Annotated in this window: 14 protein-coding genes; 10 read left to right on the top strand and 4 right to left on the bottom strand. The window is 70.6% G+C overall.

The features are described 5' to 3' along the window. Positions 1–53: 53 nt before the first annotated feature. The 4 genes from FE256_RS07900 to FE256_RS07885 are packed head-to-tail and all read left to right on the top strand — an operon-like array spanning position 54 to position 5,724. A complete protein-coding gene (locus tag FE256_RS07900) occupies positions 54–1,454 on the top strand; it encodes an O-antigen ligase family protein (protein WP_138174458.1) in 1,401 nt (466 codons plus the stop codon). Beyond that, positions 1,451–2,794: an O-antigen ligase family protein gene (locus tag FE256_RS07895; protein WP_252370942.1), complete on the top strand. Its 1,344-nt coding sequence runs from the start codon at positions 1,451–1,453 to the stop codon at positions 2,792–2,794. Before FE256_RS07900 ends, FE256_RS07895 begins: the two co-directional genes overlap by 4 nt. A gap of 48 nt (positions 2,795–2,842) precedes the next feature. After that, positions 2,843–4,756: a glycosyltransferase gene (locus FE256_RS07890; protein WP_138174454.1), complete on the top strand. Its 1,914-nt coding sequence runs from the start codon at positions 2,843–2,845 to the stop codon at positions 4,754–4,756. A 2-nt stretch (positions 4,757–4,758) separates the two neighbouring features. Next, on the top strand, positions 4,759–5,724 hold the full coding sequence (locus tag FE256_RS07885; protein ID WP_138174493.1) for a glycosyltransferase family 2 protein: 966 nt from the start codon (positions 4,759–4,761) through the stop codon (positions 5,722–5,724). On the opposite strand, the gene FE256_RS07880 is transcribed toward FE256_RS07885, so the two are convergent. Genes FE256_RS07880 through glf form a run of 4 tightly spaced genes read right to left on the bottom strand, consistent with a single transcriptional unit; the run spans position 5,709 to position 10,439 of the window. Beyond that, entirely contained in the window at positions 5,709–6,449 is a 741-nt protein-coding gene (locus FE256_RS07880) for an ABC transporter ATP-binding protein (protein WP_138174452.1), read from the bottom strand. The two genes, FE256_RS07885 and FE256_RS07880, sit on opposite strands and share 16 nt — an antisense overlap. Beyond that, positions 6,449–7,240, bottom strand: a complete 792-nt coding sequence (locus FE256_RS07875) for an ABC transporter permease (RefSeq protein ID WP_138174450.1) — start codon at positions 7,238–7,240, stop codon at positions 6,449–6,451. The genes FE256_RS07880 and FE256_RS07875 overlap by 1 nt, the downstream gene beginning before the upstream one ends. A gap of 23 nt (positions 7,241–7,263) precedes the next feature. Then, entirely contained in the window at positions 7,264–9,306 is a 2,043-nt protein-coding gene (locus tag FE256_RS07870; RefSeq protein ID WP_171024251.1) for an acyltransferase family protein, read from the bottom strand. Then, on the bottom strand, positions 9,303–10,439 hold the full coding sequence (gene glf / locus FE256_RS07865; protein ID WP_138174446.1) for a UDP-galactopyranose mutase: 1,137 nt from the start codon (positions 10,437–10,439) through the stop codon (positions 9,303–9,305). Before glf ends, FE256_RS07870 begins: the two co-directional genes overlap by 4 nt. A gap of 151 nt (positions 10,440–10,590) precedes the next feature. On the opposite strand from glf, the gene FE256_RS07860 reads away from it, so the two are divergent. The 6 genes from FE256_RS07860 to FE256_RS07835 form a co-directional block, all read left to right on the top strand. Further along, positions 10,591–12,507, top strand: a complete 1,917-nt coding sequence (locus tag FE256_RS07860; RefSeq protein WP_138174444.1) for a DUF6541 family protein — start codon at positions 10,591–10,593, stop codon at positions 12,505–12,507. Positions 12,508–12,509: 2 nt separating this feature from the next. After that, entirely contained in the window at positions 12,510–13,709 is a 1,200-nt protein-coding gene (locus tag FE256_RS07855; protein WP_138174442.1) for a glycosyltransferase family 4 protein, read from the top strand. Continuing rightward, positions 13,706–14,905: a glycosyltransferase family 2 protein gene (locus tag FE256_RS07850; protein ID WP_252370941.1), complete on the top strand. Its 1,200-nt coding sequence runs from the start codon at positions 13,706–13,708 to the stop codon at positions 14,903–14,905. Before FE256_RS07855 ends, FE256_RS07850 begins: the two co-directional genes overlap by 4 nt. Then, positions 14,905–16,035, top strand: a complete 1,131-nt coding sequence (locus tag FE256_RS07845) for a glycosyltransferase family 4 protein (RefSeq protein WP_138174440.1) — start codon at positions 14,905–14,907, stop codon at positions 16,033–16,035. Before FE256_RS07850 ends, FE256_RS07845 begins: the two co-directional genes overlap by 1 nt. Continuing rightward, positions 16,032–17,297: a lipopolysaccharide biosynthesis protein gene (locus FE256_RS07840; RefSeq protein WP_138174438.1), complete on the top strand. Its 1,266-nt coding sequence runs from the start codon at positions 16,032–16,034 to the stop codon at positions 17,295–17,297. Before FE256_RS07845 ends, FE256_RS07840 begins: the two co-directional genes overlap by 4 nt. A 44-nt stretch (positions 17,298–17,341) precedes the next feature. Next, positions 17,342–17,819: glycosyltransferase (locus FE256_RS07835; RefSeq protein WP_138174436.1), on the top strand; the 478-nt coding region annotated here is incomplete at its 3' end.

Below are 17,819 nucleotides of genomic sequence, written 5' to 3'. Positions count from 1 at the left end.
CCTAGCGCTGCCCCCTCGGCCCGGAGAGCGGCGGACGGTAGCCTGATCTGACCATGGCGATGTACACCAGTCACCCGGTCTCGGCGCTGCCGGCCGCTCCGACGCGGGAGACCACGGGTCACCTGCTCCTCCGCGCGTGGTGCGTCTTCGTCCTGGTCCTCGCCCTCGGCGGTGTCGGGGTCGTCAACGCGATCGGCCCTACCGCCACCGGCGTCGTGGTGGTCGCCGCCGGGATCGTGTCGGCGGTGGTGTGGATCGTCGTGCGACCGCCCGTCGCCGTCCGTCGTCTTCCGTGGCTCGCGTTCGCCTACGTCGCGTGGGCCGGGGCCTCGGTGGCGTGGAGCGCGTGGCCGGCGGCATCCGTCCTCACCTGGCTGCTGCTAGCTCTCACCACCTTCCAGGGACTGTTCATCGGCGCGGTGCTGGCGTGGCGCGACGTCGTCCGCGCGGTCGCCTCGGCGGCCAAGTGGATCGTCGGACTCTCGCTGCTGTTCGAGCTGGCGGTGTCGCTCTTCGTCCGCGGCCCTCTGCTGCCGGGATTCGTCCTGCCCGTGGGACGCATGGATCCGATCGTGTACTGGTCGCGCGACAACCTGTTCGACGGAGGTCGCATCCAGGGGATCTTCGGCAACGCGAATCTCCTCGGTGCCGCGATGCTCGTGGCGATCATCGTGTTCGCCATCCGCATCGCCGCGGGGGCACCGCGCCGATCCCTCCTGGTCGGGTGGATCGTCGTCGCCGCGTTCCTGTTCGTGCGGGCCGGCTCCGCCACGACCGTGATCGCCGCGGGGTTCGTCGTGCTCGTCCTGGCCACGGTGATGGTGATGCGCACCGCCCGCCGCCCCGGCGAGCGGACGCGATGGTACGTGCTGTACGCGCTCATCGGCCTCGGCGGGGGCGCCGTCCTGTGGTTCGGGCGCGACGGGGTCTTCGGCATCCTCGGCCGCGGCGCCGACCTGACCGGACGCGAGGGCATCTGGGCCGACGTGCTCGCGCGTGCCGACCAGCACCCCCTCGTCGGCTGGGGGTTCTCCACGCCCTGGATCGCCTCCGAGCCGCTGATCGACGGGTGGGTCGTCGACCACGGGCAGACGGTCGTGCAGGCGCACAGCATGTGGCTCGACGCCTACCTGCAGCTGGGCGGTGTCGGCGTCGTCCTGCTGGCGCTGGTGTTCCTCGCCTACGTCTGGCGGTCGTGGTTCTTCGCCGTCGACCGCCCGCGATGGGATCTGCGCGCCGACCGCCCCTACTCCCCGCTCACGCTCCTGCCCACGCTGATCGGCGGCCTCCTCGTCGTGCAGGGCCTCACCGAGTCGGCACCGCTGCTGCTGTGGGGATGGATGTTCGTCGTGCTGTTCGGGTCGAAGATCAAGCAGTCCCCGCTCGTGGGCGTGGGCCCCGCCGAGCAGAGCATCGCGATCGAGCGCGGCGAGCTCCAGAGATCGGGGTCGTGAGCGCCGACCGCTCCCCCACGCGCCCCGATCCCCGACCGGTCCTGGCGTCGGCGGAGCTGGCGCGGGCGTTCACCATCGCATCCTTCGCGGCCGTCTTCGGCGCCTCCGCGATCCGGGGCCTCGCCGGCGACGTCACGTATGCGACCGTCCTGACGGGACTGTGCGCGCTCGGCGTCGCCATGCTGATCGTGCGCCGCCGCGAAATCGAGGTGCTGCACCTCGCTCCCACGACCCTCGTGGTGTTCGTGGTCTGGGCGGGCGCCAGCGTGCTGTGGAGCACCGACGCCGCCCGCACCGCCGTGGGATGGGCGGCCCTGGTGGGGGTGTCGTTCCTCGGCGTCGTCATCGGGCACGTGCGCGACGCCCACCAGAGCGTGCGGGCGCTCGGCGACGTCTTGCGCTGGCTGCTGGCGGCCTCGCTCGCGCTCGAGGTGCTCAGCGGCATCCTGTGGGACACCCCCATCCCGTTCCTCGGCATCCGGGGCGACATCACCGAACTCGGCCCGGTCCAGGGGCTGTTCGGGAGCCGCAACGACCTGGGCGTCGTGACGGTGATCGCGCTCCTGACGTTCCTCGTGGAATGGCGCACGCGGTCGGTCCGGCCCGCCACGGCGGCGGCATCGGTCGCGCTCTCGGTGGGCCTCGCCCTGCTGAGCGGCTCCCCCACGGTCGTCCTGGTGGCGGTGGTCACCGCCGTGGCCGCCGCGGCACTCGCGGCGGTGCGCACCCTGGCCCCGCGCCGGCGCCGCGCGGCTCAGCTGACGCTCGGGGTCGCGGTCCTCGCGGCGCTCGCCCTCGCCTGGGCGCAACGCGCGGCGATCGCCGCAGCCCTCGACGGCCGCGACGATTTGTCGCTGCGTACCGATCTGTGGGGCGAGATCCTCCGGTTCTCCGACGACAGTCCCGTCCACGGGTTCGGGTGGTTCGGGCCCTGGCCGCCCGACACCGCACCGTTCAGCGTCCTCAATTTCGGTCTGGACCAGCAGCACGCCTCCGCGCTCAACGCGTACCTCGACGTGTTGCTGCAGCTGGGCTGGGCGGGACTGCTCGTCTTCCTCGTCCTGTGCGCGCTCGCCCTGGCGCGCGCCTGGTTGGTGGCGGGCGAGCGTCGCGCGGTCGTGCACACGTGGGCGCCGTTGACACTCGTCGCGCTACTGACGGTGTCGCTGTTCGAGAGCTCCGTGCTGTCGGGCGCCGGGCTCTTGCTGCTCGTGCTGTGCGCGGTGCGGGCGGGGCAGTCCAGGTCCTGGCGCGAGCGGCTCGGCAACCGCGCCGCTCCCGCTCCCGGCGTCGCGACGGGCGGGGCCGACGCTCAGGGCCGGCCCGACGGCGCCGGGTAGACTGCGGGCTGGCCGCGACGGCCCGCGCCTTCGACGAAAGACTTCTTCGTGACGTACACCCTTCAGAACGCGGTGCTCCCCCTGGACCGCGATCCCGATCTGCTCCCCCTGTACGTCGACCCCGAGACGTGGTCGACGATCGACGAAGAGCCCGTGCGGGTCACCAACGTCGCCCAGCTGAGCAACGTGCTCGACCGGCACCGGGCCCGCATCGTCGCCGGTCGCCGCGTCTCGTTCGGCACCTACTTCAACGCCTTCCCCGCCGCCTACTGGCAGCACTGGACGGCCGTGCGCGAGGTCCGCCTGAGCGTGCGCACCTCCGGGGATGCCACGATCCTGGTCTACCGCTCCACCGGCGGCGGCACGCGGCAGCGCATCGAGACCCGCGAGGTCCGGGGCGATGGGGTCGACAGCACCTTCGACCTCGTGCTCGACCAGTACAGCGACGGCGGCTGGATCTGGTTCGACGTCGCCGCCGACCGCACCGACGCGATGTTCGAGGGCGCCCAGTGGACGACCGAGCAGGAGCCCGTGCGCGCCGGCAAGGCGAGCATCGGTATCACCACCTTCAACAAGCCCGACTACTGCGTGACGACGCTGCAGGCCCTGGCCGATTCGCCGGATGTGCTCGACGTCGTCGACCGCGTCTTCCTCATCGATCAGGGCACGGCGCTCGTCTCGGACGAGACCGAGTTCCCCGAGGTCGCCGCACGCTTGGGCGAGACCCTGCAGGTGGTACGCCAGCCCAACCTGGGCGGCTCCGGCGGATTCGCCCGCGCCATGGTCGAAACCTTGCAGCGGCCCGAGAGCGACTTCGTCCAACTCCTCGACGACGACGTGCGCATCGAGCCCGAGTCCATCCGCCGCTCGGTCGTCTTCGGCCGCTACGCCTCGGTCCCCACGATCGTCGGCGCGCACATGTTCGACCTCCTCGACCGCCCGAAGCTCCACGCCTGGGCCGAGGTCGTCGACGACGAGCCGTTCATGTGGCGCGCGCTCTTCCAGGAGCGCCTCCCGCACGACTTCAGCGTCGCGAACCTGCGCCAGACGCCGATGCTGCACATGCGCCTCGACGCCGACTACAACGGCTGGTGGATGTGTCTCATCCCGACCAGCATTCTGCGCGAGATCGGTCTGTCCCTTCCGGCCTTCATCAAGTGGGACGACGCGGAGTTCTGCGTGCGGGCCCGGGATGCCGGCTACCCGACGGTCTCCATGCCCGGCGTCGCACTGTGGCACGTGTCGTGGGTCGGCAAGGACGACTCGATCGACTGGCAGGCCTACTTCCACGCGCGCAACCGCATCGTGGCCGCCCTCCTGCACTCGCGGTCTCCGCGCGGCGGCACCCTCATCCGCCACAGCCGACGCGTCGACCTGAAGCACCTCATGATGATGCAGTACTACCCCGTCGAGCTCCGCCACCGGGCACTGCGGGACATCCTCTCCGGGCCCGCGCACATGCGCGAAACGCTCGACCGGGCCATGCCCGAGGCCCGTCTCATCGCGCAGAAGCACCCCGAGACCCGCATCCACAAGGACTCCGGCGTGCCGCTGCGCTCGCGACGCGGACGCCAGGTCTTCCGACGCCTGAAGAAGAACGAGTTCGACAGCCCCACCGGGCTGGCCCTCCGCACGTTCACCATCCGCACGCTCATCTCGCACTGGGTGCACGCACCCCGCCCCGAGAACCTCGAGCAGCCCGAGGTCGAGTTCGGCAAGGGCGACGCCCACTGGTGGCGCGTACCCCTGTACGACAGCGCCCTGGTCAGCGCCGCCGACGGGTCGGGCAAGAACGTCTACACGCGTGACCGCGCGCAGTTCCGCCGGATGCTCCTGGACACCGTGCGCCTGCACCGCCGCCTCCAGCGCGAGTGGCCCCGCCTGTCGAAGCAGTACCGCCAGGCCCTCCCCGACATGGTGTCCGAGGCGCAGTGGCGCGCGACCTTCGAGGAGCGTGCGTGAGCGTGGCATCCTTCGATCCGTCAACCGCGACCATCGTCGTCGTCACCTACAACCGCACCACTCTGCTCACGCGCCTGCTCGAGAGCATCGAGCGGATGTCTCCCGCCCCCGGGCACCTCGTGATCATCGACAATGCCTCGACGGATGACACCACCGAGGTCGTCGAGTCCTTCCGCGATCGGCTCCCCACCGAACTGGTGTACCGCCGCCTCGAGACCAACACCGGAGGCTCCGGCGGTTTCAGCGAGGGCATGCGCGTCGCGTACGAGCTGGGCTCGGAGTGGATCTGGCTCATGGACGACGACGTCGAGGTCGTCACCGACGGCCTGGACCGCATGGGGCGATGGGCGCCGAAGTTCCGCAGCATCCAGGGTCGCCGCTACGACTACGACGGCAGCGAGTTCTACTGGCAGTACCGCGTGGCCGAGTCGATGGCGATTCCCATCCCCTTCGCCCCCGCCGGATTCGACTCGTCGGGCTTCAAGCCGATGAACTCGGGCTGCTTCGAGGGCATGTTCATCCACCGCGACGTCGTGGCGAAGATCGGCCTGCCCGACCCGCGCTTCTTCATCTACTGGGACGACCAGCTCTACGGCTGGCTCGCGTCCCGCGTGACCGACTCGGTCATCGTGAACGAGTTCGTCCTGCGACGCACCCGCGAGATCAAGCAGTGGGACATGGGCATCCGGCACATGAACGCCTCCAGCGACGCGTACCGGTACTACATCATGCGCAACCGCGCGTACCTGGCGAAGTACTACCGCGAGCTCGGCGTCTACCGGGCCGTGCCGTTCGCGGCCGGAACGGCCCTGACCTTCGTCAAGGAGCTCATCCGCCTGGTCGTGGTGGAGCGGAAGCTGCGCGGCACGAGCCACCTCTTCCGTGGGCTCCGCGACGGACGCACGATCTCGCGCGACGCCTCCTGGCGCCCGATGCCGCCGCTGGAGCCCGCTCAGCCGGTCGCGTAGTCGGCGTTGTAGCGGTCGAGGACCTCGGCGATCGGGGCGTCCAGCTGCAGCCCGCCGCCGTCGAGATAGAGCCCGCGCGAGCAGAAGCGGCGCAGGTCCTTCTCGTTGTGGCTGACGAAGAAGAGCGTCCGGCCGTCGGCGAGTAGCTCGTCGATCCGGCGGTAGCACTTCTCGCGGAACGACCGGTCGCCGACGGCGAGCACCTCGTCCACGAGCAGGATCGGTTCGTCCAGCTGCGAGACGACCGAGAACGCCAAGCGCACCTTCATCCCGTTCGAGAGGTGCTTGTACGGGGTGTCCACGAAGTCGCCGATCTCGGCGAAGGTGATCATGTCGTCGAACCGGCGCGAGACCTCGGCGCGCGGCATCCCGTGCAGTCCGGCGGTGAGGCGCACGTTCTCGCGCACCGTCAGGTCGCCGACGAAGCCGCCGGTGATCTCGATGAGCGGCGCGACGCCTCCGTGCACCTCGACCGTGCCCTCGTCGGGCAGCAGGACGCCGGCGACGAGCTTGAGGAGCGTGGACTTGCCCTGTCCGTTGCGTCCCACGACGCCGATCGCCTCGCCGGGCCCCACCGAGAACGACACCCCGCGTAGGGCCCAGAACTCGTCGGGACGCGTCCGGCGGGCCGCACCCCCGAAGAGGTCCTTGAGCGAGCGGCCGCCGCGACGGTTGCGTCGGAAGCGCACGCCGAGATCGTGCACCTCGATAGCGGGACGGTCCATCACAGCTCCTTCAGCACCGGACGCTCCAGGCGCGGGAACAGCCACACACCCAGACCCAGGATGCCGAGGCTCAGCGCGGCGCCGACGATCACCGTGAGCGGATCCCATTGGTCGGGGAAGAACCCGACGCGGTACAGCGTGATGATGCCGGCCAGCGGGTTGAAGGCAGCGAGGTCGGCGAAGACGCCGGGAAGGTTGCCGACGCCGTAGATGATCGGGGAGGCGTAGAACAGCGCCCGCAGCACGAGACGGGTCGTCCGCTCGAGGTCGCCGAACATCACGCACAGCGGGGCGACGATGAGGCCCAGTCCGACCAGCAGCATCGTCTGCAGCAGTACGGCGACGGGGAACAGCAGCAGCCCCCACGACACCTGAGCGCCCCCGAACAGGGCGAAGAGCACGAGCACGGGGAGGGAGAAGAGGAACTCGATCCCCTTGCTGAGCACGATGCGCGTGACCCAGATGGTGCGCGGGATCGACGTGGAGCGCACCAGACGGGCGTCCTTCTTGAACGCCCGCGTGAAGTCGGTCACCGCGGAGTTGAACCACACCCACGGCAGCAGCGCCGCGATGAGGAACACGATGTACGGGTCCTCCCCCACCGACCGGTGGAAGACCTGGGTGAAGACGAACCAGTAGATCCCGCTCATCACGAGCGGATCCAGCACCGACCACAGGTATCCCAGCGCGCTCGTGGAGTACCGCACACGCAGATCGCGCGACGACAGCAACCACAGCGAGTGGAGGGAGCGCCGCACCGATCCGGGGGCGCCGACGGTGGCGGGGGTCACCGGAGAATCCTATGCGCCCGCCCTCACCCGAGGCTGAGGGGCAGCTGCTCGGCCAGCGACGGGGCGAGGGTGCGGGAGTACGTACGAGAGAGGTGGTTGTCGTCGCGGTAGACCGCGACGTTGCCGATCACGCCGGGGCAGAAGTCGTCGGGGCAGATCCACTGCGTGAGGTCGACGAGCCGCACCCCGGGGGCGGCGAGATCCCGCGCCGGATTGACGTCGGCGAGGGAACCGGCCCGAGGAACGGCGCAGTCGACGGGATCGTCCGCCTCCATCACGCACCCGTACATGTCGAACGCGAACCGGGGGTTGTCGCGGACCGCGATGACGTCGATGCCCGCGTCGCCCATGCGTCCGAGGAAACGTTCGATGCCCGGCCGGAGGGTCTCATCCGTGTCGCCGGCATCGGAGCGGGTGACGACGGTCAGCACGGCCGCGGGCGCGATCCGCTCCGCGTGGGCGATCGCCGCCTCACGCCACGCCCCGCACTGGTCATCCAGTCCGGGGTCGTCCATGCCCATGGAGCATCCGCCCTTGATGAGGAACACGACACCCCACCCGTTGTCGGCCGCGACGGGGAGGAGGGCTCCCGTGACCTGCTGGGAGTGCGAGTCGCCGATCACGACGACGGTGTCGCCCGCGCGGGAGGTGCCGCGGGTCTCCGAGCACGTCCCGTGCAAGATGTCCTCCTGCACGGCGCGTTCCGCCGCGCACTCGTGGTCGAGGTGCACCCACTCCTCTTCGAGCATGGTCGGCAGCGGAAGCAGAGCGGCCTCCGCGGGCGGCTCGGGAAGCGCGGAGTCGCGCAGAACGGCGGCGCCGGGGTTGTCGAGCAGGGCGCGGGCCTCGATCTCCCGGTCCTGGATCGCCGTGGACACCTGCCAGGCGGCGAGGGGCGTCACCACGACCGCGGTCGCCACGACGAGCACCGCGACCGGGACGAGAGGGGAGGGGTCCGTCCGCCGCCAGGCGCGGACGGGCGCGTCGACGAGAGCGGTGAGCCCCCGCGCCAGCACGAGCGACGCGCCGATGACCAGCGCCCCGCCGACGATGCCCGCCTCGGGCCGGTCGGTGAGCACGAGCAGCGTGATGAGCACCGGCCAGTGCACGAGGTAGAGGGCGTACGCGTCGCGTCCGAGCATCCCGAGCGGACGGGAGGCCAGCAGTCGCGCGGGACCCGCGGGGCGTTCCCCCGAGCCCGAGACGACGATGGCGGCCGCGCACAGCACGGGCCACAGCGCGAGGAACCCGGGGAACCCTCCGCGCACGTCGACGACCATGCCGAGCACGAGCAGCCCTACCAGACCCGCCCACCCGACGATCGCGCGGACAGGCGCGCCGAGACGCACGGAGGGCAGGATCACCACGAGCAGCGAGCCCGCCGCGAATTCCCACAGCCGGGCACCGGTGTCGAAGTAAGCGGCCCGCTGGTCGGCGGCGGTCAGGAGGACCGAGTACACGAAGGATGCCACGAACACCGCGCCGAAGGCGGCTCCCACCACGCGATCGGGGGCGAGCGCCCAGCGGCGGACGACGATCTGGCAGACCGCGAGGACGGCCACCCACAACAGGAACGCCTGGCCCTGCACCGAGAGCGACCAGAAGTGCTGCAGCGGACTCGGCGTCTCGGTGCGGGCGTAGTAGTCCACCGCGTCGGCCGCCAGGAGCCGGTTCTGCACGTAGAGCAACGAGGCCCAGGTCTGCTCCCAGACGGAGGCGAACGCGGTCGGCGGATACAGGGTCCGCACGAGGGCGAGCACCCCGACGAGAGTGATCGCCGCGGCCGGGAACAGCCGACGGAAGATGCCGAGCAGGTGCCGCACCGGGCGGACCGGAGTCGGGCCGGCCATGCGCCGGACGAACCCTCGCGTCAAGAAGAACGCGGACAGCATCAGGAAGACGTCGACGCCGCCTGAGACGCGCCCGAACCACACGTGGTAGGTGACGACGAGCAGCACGGCCACGGCCCGCAAGCCGTCGACGTCGGGACGGTACTCCCACCGCGCGTCTCCCGCGGCGCGGGCGAGGGACGGCGAGTGGCGGGAGGAGAGTCCGGTCGCCGTCACGCCAGCTGGTTGTTCCACATCGACAGGGCCGAGCCGATCGCCATGTGCATGTCGAGGTACTGGTACGTGCCGAGGCGGCCACCGAAGAACACGTCCTTCTCGCCCTTCGCCAGCTCGCGGTAGGCCAGGACCCCCGCCCGGTCGTCGGGAGTGTTCACCGGGTAGTACGGCTCATCCGCGCGCGTGGCGAAGCGCGAGTACTCGCGCACGACCACCGTCTTGTCGGTGGGGTACCGATCAGCGCGCTCGGGGTGGAAGTGCTTGAACTCGTGGATGCGCGTATAGGGGACGTCGGCATCGGCGTAGTTCATGACGCTCGTGCCCTGGAAGTCACCGATCGGCAGGACTTCCTGCTCGAAATCGAGCGTGCGCCACGACAGCTCGCCCTCCGCGTAGTCGAAGTAGCGGTCCACGGGACCGGTGTAGACGACCGGCACCTGGCCGACGGTGGCCGCCTTGTTCAACGGCTGCGTCTCGTCGAAGTAGTCGGTGGAGAGCTTCACCTCGATGTTCGGGTGATCCGCCATCCGCTCCAGCCACGCGGTGTAGCCGTCGACCGGGAGCCCCTCCCACGTGTCGTTGAAGTAGCGGTTGTCGTACGTGTACCGAACGGGGAGCCGCGAAATGATCTCCGCCGGAAGATCCTTCGGATCGGTCTGCCACTGCTTGGCCGTGTAGTCCCGGATGAACGCCTCGTACAACGGTCGGCCGATCAGACCGATCGCGCGCTCCTCGAGGTTCGCGGCATCCTTCGCGTCGAACTCGCCGGCGAGCTCCTGCACGAGCGCCCGCGCCTGGTCGGGCGTGTACGCCGCCTGGAAGAACTGGTTGATCGTGCCGAGGTTGATCGGCAGCGGGAACACCACGCCCTTGTGCGTCGTGTAGACGCGGTGGACGTACGACGTGAAGTCGGTGAAGCGGTTGACGTACTCCCACACCGACGGGTTCGACGTGTGGAACAGATGCGCGCCGTACCGGTGCACCTCGATACCGGTCTCGGACTCGGCCTCGGAATAGGCGTTGCCACCGATGTGGTGACGGCGATCGATGACCGTCACCTTCCGACCCGAGGCAGCCGCGCGCTCCGCGATCGTGAGACCGAAGAAGCCCGAACCGACGATGAGAAGATCCATGGAGAAAGAGACTTTCGTGTCGACGGACGCGCGGGTCTCGCCCCGCACCCGACCAGTCTATGCGGGCACCTCGCCGCCGCCCTCAGGGGTGGATCAGGTGCCGTCCGTTAGCATGGCGTGTCGAAATGACCGCGAACGGAGACGGGCTTGCATGGGTGACTGGATCAGCGCGATTCCGTCGTACCTCGTCGTCGCGGCCGTTCTGATCGTCCCGGGAGCAGCGGTCGTCGTCGCCGGCTGGGGCTTTCGCAGCCCGCAGCGCCTGCTTCTCGCACCGGCGATCTCGGTCACCGTCGCCGCCGTCGCGGCATCCGTCGCCCCCCTGGTGGGGTTGCGGTGGAATCTCGTCCCCCTCGCGCTGACGACCCTCGTCGTGGTCGGCATCGCGATCGGTCTGCGTCGCTTCGCGGGTACCGACGGGGCCCCGGCCGACCGCCGAGTCGGACTCGTCGCGCTCGTCTCTCTTGCTGCCGCCGCACTCGCGAACGCGGTCGTCTTCGCGCGCGCCTTCGGTTCGCCCGACAACATCGCGCAGCGGTTCGACAACATCGTGCATCTCAACGCGATCGCGCTCGGTCTGCAGAACGGCAGCGCCTCGCCCTTCCAGATCGGCTCGACGTCCGACATCGGCTTCTACCCGAACGCCTGGCACGCGTTGACGACCCTCGGCGCCGAGCTGACGGGCGCGTCCGTTCCGGTAGCCGTCAACGGCGCGAACCTCGCGATCGTGTCGATCCTGTGGCCCGCCTCGACCCTGGCGCTCGCGGGCGCGTTCTTCGCGCAGAGGCGGACCGCGTACATCGTCTCAGCCGCCCTCTCGACCGGTTTCGGCGCGTTCCCCGCCCTCTTCTTCAACTGGGGCGTGCTCTACCCCAACCTGGTCGGATACGCGATGATGCCCGCGGCCCTCGCGGTGGTCGTGACGATGCTGCGCGAGCGGCGGGCTCCGGCCCTCGTACGGTCGGCGCTCCTCACCGCCCTGTTGGCCGGCGGTACGTTCCTCGGCCACCCCAACGCCTTCCTCAGCCTGCTGTTCTTCTCCGCCGCCGTCGTGATCACCACCCACGCCGTCCGAGCCGCGACCGAACGCACGCGAGGGTCGATCCTCGGTCTCGCGATCGCGGCCGCCGGTTTCGCCGTCGCGATCGTCGGAACCGTTACCGTCTTCCGCACCGGGGCGGAGCACTCCGGGTGGGCTCCGTGGCAGCAGTTGGCCCAGTCGCTCGGCGAGGGGCTGCTCGCCTCTCCGCGCGGATTCTCCCCGACCCTGATCATCTCCGTCCTGCTGATCGCGGGTTTCGTCGTCGTCGCCCGACACCCCCGGGAACTTCCCGTCCTCGCTCCGTTCGCCGTGGCGGTGCTGTTGTTCGCGATCTCGTCGGGCCTGCGGATCGACCACCCACTGCGCCAGCTGCTGACCAACCCCTGGTACAACGACTCCAACCGGCTGGCCGCTCTGCTGCCCCTCGTCGCGGTCCCCGTGGCGACTCTCGGTGCCGTCGCCGTGGTCGATCTCGCACGCCGCTGGGGCCGCGCGCGTCGCCTGCCCGCATGGACCGGCCTCGTCGCCGGAATCGCTGCGATCGCCGCCGTGTTCTCGGTGGCCATCGGCCCGAACGTGCGCATCGCGCTCGCTCAGGTCCACGAGGCGTACGCCTACACCGACAGCTCACTGATCCTCTCGAGCGACGAGCAGGCCCTGCTCGAACGCCTCGACGACGAAACCCCGGCCGACGCCCTCATCGCCGGCAGTCCGAGGACGGGAACGTCCCTCGCCCTGGCGTTCGCCGATCGGAACGTGGTCCAGAAGCACGTCTTCGGCTCCCCCTCTCCCGAGGTGCTGTTCCTCAACGCGCACCTGCGCGACATCGACACCGATCCCGCCGTCTGCCGCACCGTGGACGGCCTGGGCGTGGACTACGTGCTCGATTTCGGCCGACAGGACGTGATCGATCCCGCGGGCGCGACGGCGTACGACGGGATCCAGGACCTCGCGGCGGGGACGCACCTCGTGCTCGTGGATGAACAAGGCCCGAACGCCCGCCTGTTCCGCATCGAGGGGTGCTGATCATGGCGCGCCGAGCGACCGTCGCGGTCGCGTACGACTGCCTGTTCCCGTACTCCACCGGGGGCGGGGAGCGGCAGTACCGCGCGTTCGCCGACGCGATCGGCGCCGCCGGGCTCGATGTCGACTACCTCACTTCGGTGCAGTGGGACGGCCCCGTCCCCTCCGAAGAGCGCTTCCGGATCGTGCCGGTGTCCACGCGTCTGTCGCTGTACACCGCCGACGGAGTCCGGCGCATCCCGGCGGCCCTGCGGTACGCCGCGGGCCTGTTCCGGGAACTGCGGCGACGTCGTTCGCGGTACGCGGCGGTCATCGTCAGCGGACTGCCGATCTTCAACGTCTTCGCCGCACGCCTGGCCCTCTGGGGGTCGGGAACGCGACTCGTCGTGGACTACCTGGAGGTCTGGCACCGCCGCCAGTGGGTCGAATATTCCGGGGCCGTGACCGGCACGATCGCCTGGATCCTGCAACGGGCCGCGATCGCGATGACTCCGCTGGCGACCTGCCACTCGCAGTTGAGCGCGAGCCGCCTACGACGCGAGGGACTGCGCAGCGCGCCCCTCGTCAGCCCCGGGCTCATCGACGCCGCCGTCGAGACCGCACCGACGTCCCCGGCATCCCGCCCCCCGTACGTGCTGTACGCCGGCCGCCACATCCCCGACAAGCGCGTCGAGACGCTCCCGGCGGCCGTCGCCGAGGCTCGCACCGCGATCCCCGACCTGCGCCTGGTCATCCTCGGGACGGGGCCGAGTACCCCGCAGGTCCGCGCCGAGGTGGATCGCGTCGGCGGTGCGGAGTGGACCGAGTTCCCCGGTTTCGTGTCGGATGCCGAGCTCGACACGCTCCTGCACGGCGCCCTGGCCCTGATCAACCCGTCGCGACGCGAGGGCTACGGCCTCGTCGTGGTCGAGGCGAACGCCCACGGCACGCCCGTCGTCCTCGTCGCCGACGAGGGAAACGCCGCGACCGAGCTCGTCGACGACGACGTCAACGGCGTCGTCGCCCCCGCCACTTCCCCCACCGACCTCGCCCGGGCGATCCGGGCCATCGCCGACGGCGGTGACGACCTGCGCCGCTCCGCGCGCGCCTGGTACGACACCGCCGTGGGCACCCGCACCATCCGACGTACCGTGGAGGGGATCCTGTCGGCGTTGCAGCTGCCGACCTCCCCCGCACCGCGGATCATGAAAGAAGACACGCCGTGACCTCTCCCGCCCCGAACGACGCCGTCGAACTGACGATCCTGATGCCGTGCCTCAACGAGGCCGAGACCCTCGAGGTCTGCATCCGCAAGGCGCAGGGATTCCTCCAGCGCAGCGGCATCCACGGCGAGGTTCTGATCTCCGACAACGGCAGCACCGACGGCTCGCAGGCCATCGCCGAGGGCTTGGGAGCCCGCGTCTCGCACGCACCGCGGCGCGGCTACGGCGCGGCCCTCATCAACGGCATCGAGCAGGCCCGCGGCCGGTACATCATCATGGCCGACGCCGACGACAGCTACGACTTCGAGAACCTCGAACCGTTCGTGGAGCGCCTGCGCGCGGGCGCTGACCTCGTCATGGGCAACCGTTTCCGCGGGGGCATCGCCCCCGGCGCCATGCCGCCGCTGCACAAGTATCTCGGCAACCCGGTGCTGTCCTTCATCGGGGAGCTGTTCTTCCGCCCCGGCATCCGGGACTTCCACTGCGGGCTGCGCGGCTTCAACCGCGCCCGCATCCGCGAGCTCGACCTGCAGACCACGGGTATGGAGTTCGCCTCCGAGATGGTGGTGCGCGCCTCGCTCGCCCGCTACCGCATCGAAGAAGTACCCACGACGCTGAAGAAGGACGGCCGGTCCCGCCCGCCGCACCTGCGCAGCTGGCACGACGGCTGGCGCCACCTGCGCTTCCTGCTGCTCTTCGCGCCCCGCTGGCTCTTCGTCTACCCGGGTCTGGTGGCGTTCTTCCTCGGCGCGATCGCCGTGGGCGTCCTCGCGTTCGGGGGCGTGAACATCGGCGGCGTCGGCTTCGACGTGACGACGATGGTCTACGCCAGCGCGCTGTGCGTCATCGGGTTCCAATCCCTGCTCTTCTTCTGGCTGACCAAGCTCTACGCGACGCAAGAGGGATTCCTGCCCACCAGCGAGAGGTACCGGCGCATCGTCGCGCGTTGGTCGGCCGAGCGCGGGCTCCTCATCGGCCTCGGCCTGTTCGTACTCGGCGTGGTCATCGGCATCGTGCAGGTGATCCTGTGGGGCAATCTCGATTTCGGCACGCAGAACGCCGCCCAGGCCGTCCGCATCGCCGTGCCCAGCGCACTGCTGATCATCCTGGGCTTCCAGACCGTGATGATGAGCTTCTTCTCGGGCGTGCTCACCACGCCCCGGCGCGAACAGCGCCCCGAAGCCGTCATCGAGAGCTGATGCCGTCCGGCCGCATCCTCGTCGACCTCCTCGGTTTCACCGGCTCGCGGGGAGGGACCGAGACGTACGTCCGGGAGCTTCTGCCGCGCCTCGGCGACCTGCTTCCGGACGTGCGCTTCGCCGCCCTCACCGGGCGCACGGGGACCGAACGGGTCGAGGCGTTCTTCCCGGGCCGCGTGCAGACCCTGCGGGTCGTGGGCGCGGACCCCGCGACCTGGGCGCTCGGAGCGGTGGCCGCCACCGACGCGATCGCGCGTCGGCACCGCGCCGACCTCGTCTGGGCCCCGCAGAACTTCGGCCCCGTGCTCCGCGGGGTCCCGCGCGTGGTGACCGTCCACGACGCGATCTACGACGAGATCCCGGGGGGGCTCGCGCAGCGCGCGCAACGCGGACTCACGTCCTGGCTGATGCGCCGCTCGGCACGGACCGCTGATCGGGTCCTGACGGTCTCGCACGCCGCCGCGAAGAGCATCGTCCGCAACCTCGGCGTCGACGCTGACCGCATCGCCGTGGTCCACAACGGCAGCGCCGATCCGCGACCGGTTGACGATCCCGCCGCGGTCGTGGCATCCCTCGCCCTGCCCCCGGGACGCCCCGTCGTCCTCAGCGTCGGCAATCGGATGCCGCACAAGAACTTCCCCGGGCTCCTCTCCGCCGTGGCGTCCCTTCCGCCCGCCCGGCGCCCCGTCACCGTGATCGCGGGCAGCCGACTGCCCGATCCGCTCGATGAGGACGTCGCCCGCCTCGGGCTCCAGGGCGACGTCGTGCTGCCGGGATGGGTGAGCGACGCGCAGCTGGAGGCCCTGTTCCAGGTCGCCGATCTGTACGTCTGCCCCTCGCTCGTCGAAGGATTCGGCCTGCCGGTCGTCGACGCCCTCCGCCGCTCGGTCCCCGTGCTCGCGAACGACGTCCCGGTGCTGCGCGAGGTCGGCGGCGACGCCGCCCGGTACGCCGATGCGACGGATGCCGCGGCCTTCGGCGCCGCGCTCGCCTCCGCGCTCGCGAGCCCGCCGGATGCCGCCGCGCGCGGCCGCGCGCAGGAATGGGCGTCGCACTTCACGTGGGACGGTGCGGCCGAGGCGACCGCCGTCGAGCTCGAGCGCATGCTCGCTGCGGGAGCGCGCCGATGAGCGCCGCCGACGCCGCGCCGCTCCAAGGTCCGTCGATGAAGCGACGCCTGCTCGGATTCCTCCTCGTTCCCGCGATCGCCGCGCTCTCCCCGTTGATCGCCCTGCCCGCCGTCGTCCAGATCGCCGGGGCGAGCGGATGGGCCAGCGCCATCGCCGGCGAGAGCATCGGGACCTTCGCCGCCATCGCGATCGGATGGGGGTGGGCCACGATCGGTCCGGCCCTGATCTCGATCGCCGCGGACGACGACGAGCGCGCGCGCCTCTACCGCGAGTCCATCGCGGTGCGCCTGATGATCTCGATCATCGCCCTGCCCGCGCTCGGGGTGATCTGCTGGTTCATCGCCTCGCCGGGGTCCGAGTGGCTCACGGTCCTCATGGGCGCCCAGGGCGCCCTCATCGCCCTCTCGTTCACGTGGTTCTGCGCGGGCGTCGGGGATCCGAAGACGATCGTGATCTTCGACGCCGCCCCCCGCCTCATCGCCAACCTCGCCGCGGCGGGGCTCGTCCTGATGACCGGCGTGGTGGTGCTGTACCCGCTCGCGGGAATCGCCGTGACCCTCATCGGGACCGGCTTGTTCACGATGCGCCTGCTGCGCCGGCATCCGGGTCCGTGGCCGCGTCCCCGGGACATCCCCGCGCTGCTGCGCTCGAACCTCTCGGTCGCGCTCAACGACGCCGGGCTCAGCGGGTACTCCAGCGTCCCCGCGCCCGTCGTGAACGTCACCGCCTCGGCCTCGGCCGCCGGCGGCTACGCCACGGCCGACAAGATGCTCAAGCTCGGGCAGTTCATCCCGATGACCCTCGCCAACGCTCTGCAGGCCTGGATCGGCGAGGCGCACGGCGCGCACCGAGGACGCCGGATGGGCGTCGCGCTGGTTCTCGCGGCGGGCGCCGGCCTGATCGGGTGGGCGGGACTCGCCCTGGTCGGGCCGTGGCTGACGAGCACGTTCCTCCCCGCCGCTCCCGCCCCGTTCGACATCCTGCTGGTGATGGGCCTGGTGTTCTTCTTCTTCTCGGTGCGGACCGCCGTCGCCCGCCTGGTGCTCTTCCCGGCCGGTCAGGCCGGCGCCGTGATGCGCGCGACCCTCATCGCCACCGCCCTCGGCATCCCCCTCATGATCGGTCTCGCCCTGGTGTGGGGACCGCTCGGGGCCGCCCTCGGCTACGCCTTCACCGAGGGCGCCGCCACCCTCCTCCTCGCCCGCCGCTGCTTCCGCGTGCTGCGCGACCTGCGGCACGCCCCCAGCGAGGCCCCGGTATGACGTCGCCGCGCCGCGTGCTCGACCGTCGCAGAAAGGACGGCCCCGTGAAGGTCGCCATCAACGGACGATTTCTGCTGGACTCCTTCGGCGGCGTGCATCGCGTCGCCGTGGAGCTGAGCCGCCACCTCGCGGACGAGCGGTCTGACATCGTCCTCGTCGTTCCCCCCGCCGCGGTCGACGAGGTGCCCGAGGGTGTCCCGTTCGAGGTCGTCGGTCGGGCGGCGGGCGCGGTGTGGGAGCAGATCGACCTCCCCCGCTGGCTGCGGCGGAACGGCTCTCCCGTGCTCCTGAACTTCGCCAACATCGCCCCGATGACCTACGCGAACCAGATCACGATCCTGCACGATATCGCCCCCGCGATCCGCCCGCAGGACTTCTCCTTCCTGTTCCGCGTGCAGTGGCACCTGGCGGTTCGCCTCGGCATGCGCCGCCGCGGCCAGCAGATGGTCACCGTCAGCCGGACGTCGCGGAGCGAGATCGCCGCGCATTTCCGGATGGATGCCGACAGCATCACCGCCATCC

Origin of the sequence: Microbacterium sp. 5K110 (assembly GCF_005774735.1) — a bacterium.
In the GTDB taxonomy this organism is placed as follows: Bacteria; Actinomycetota; Actinomycetes; order Actinomycetales; family Microbacteriaceae; genus Microbacterium.
The sequence above is the reverse complement of the archived record's forward strand: the minus strand, read 5'-3'. Positions and strand labels throughout refer to the sequence as shown.

What these genes read in the sequence shown, in the direction of transcription:
- FE256_RS07860 (WP_138174444.1), top strand. Translation starts at nt 10,591, where the DNA reads ATGGGTGACTGGATCAGCGCGATTCCGTCGTACCTCGTCGTCGCGGCC.
- FE256_RS07900 (WP_138174458.1), top strand. Translation starts at nt 54, where the DNA reads ATGGCGATGTACACCAGTCACCCGGTCTCGGCGCTGCCGGCCGCTCCG.
- FE256_RS07855 (WP_138174442.1), top strand. Translation starts at nt 12,510, where the DNA reads ATGGCGCGCCGAGCGACCGTCGCGGTCGCGTACGACTGCCTGTTCCCG.
- FE256_RS07840 (WP_138174438.1), top strand. Translation starts at nt 16,032, where the DNA reads ATGAGCGCCGCCGACGCCGCGCCGCTCCAAGGTCCGTCGATGAAGCGA.
- FE256_RS07845 (WP_138174440.1), top strand. Translation starts at nt 14,905, where the DNA reads ATGCCGTCCGGCCGCATCCTCGTCGACCTCCTCGGTTTCACCGGCTCG.
- glf (WP_138174446.1), bottom strand. Translation starts at nt 10,439, where the DNA reads ATGGATCTTCTCATCGTCGGTTCGGGCTTCTTCGGTCTCACGATCGCG.
- FE256_RS07880 (WP_138174452.1), bottom strand. Translation starts at nt 6,449, where the DNA reads ATGGACCGTCCCGCTATCGAGGTGCACGATCTCGGCGTGCGCTTCCGA.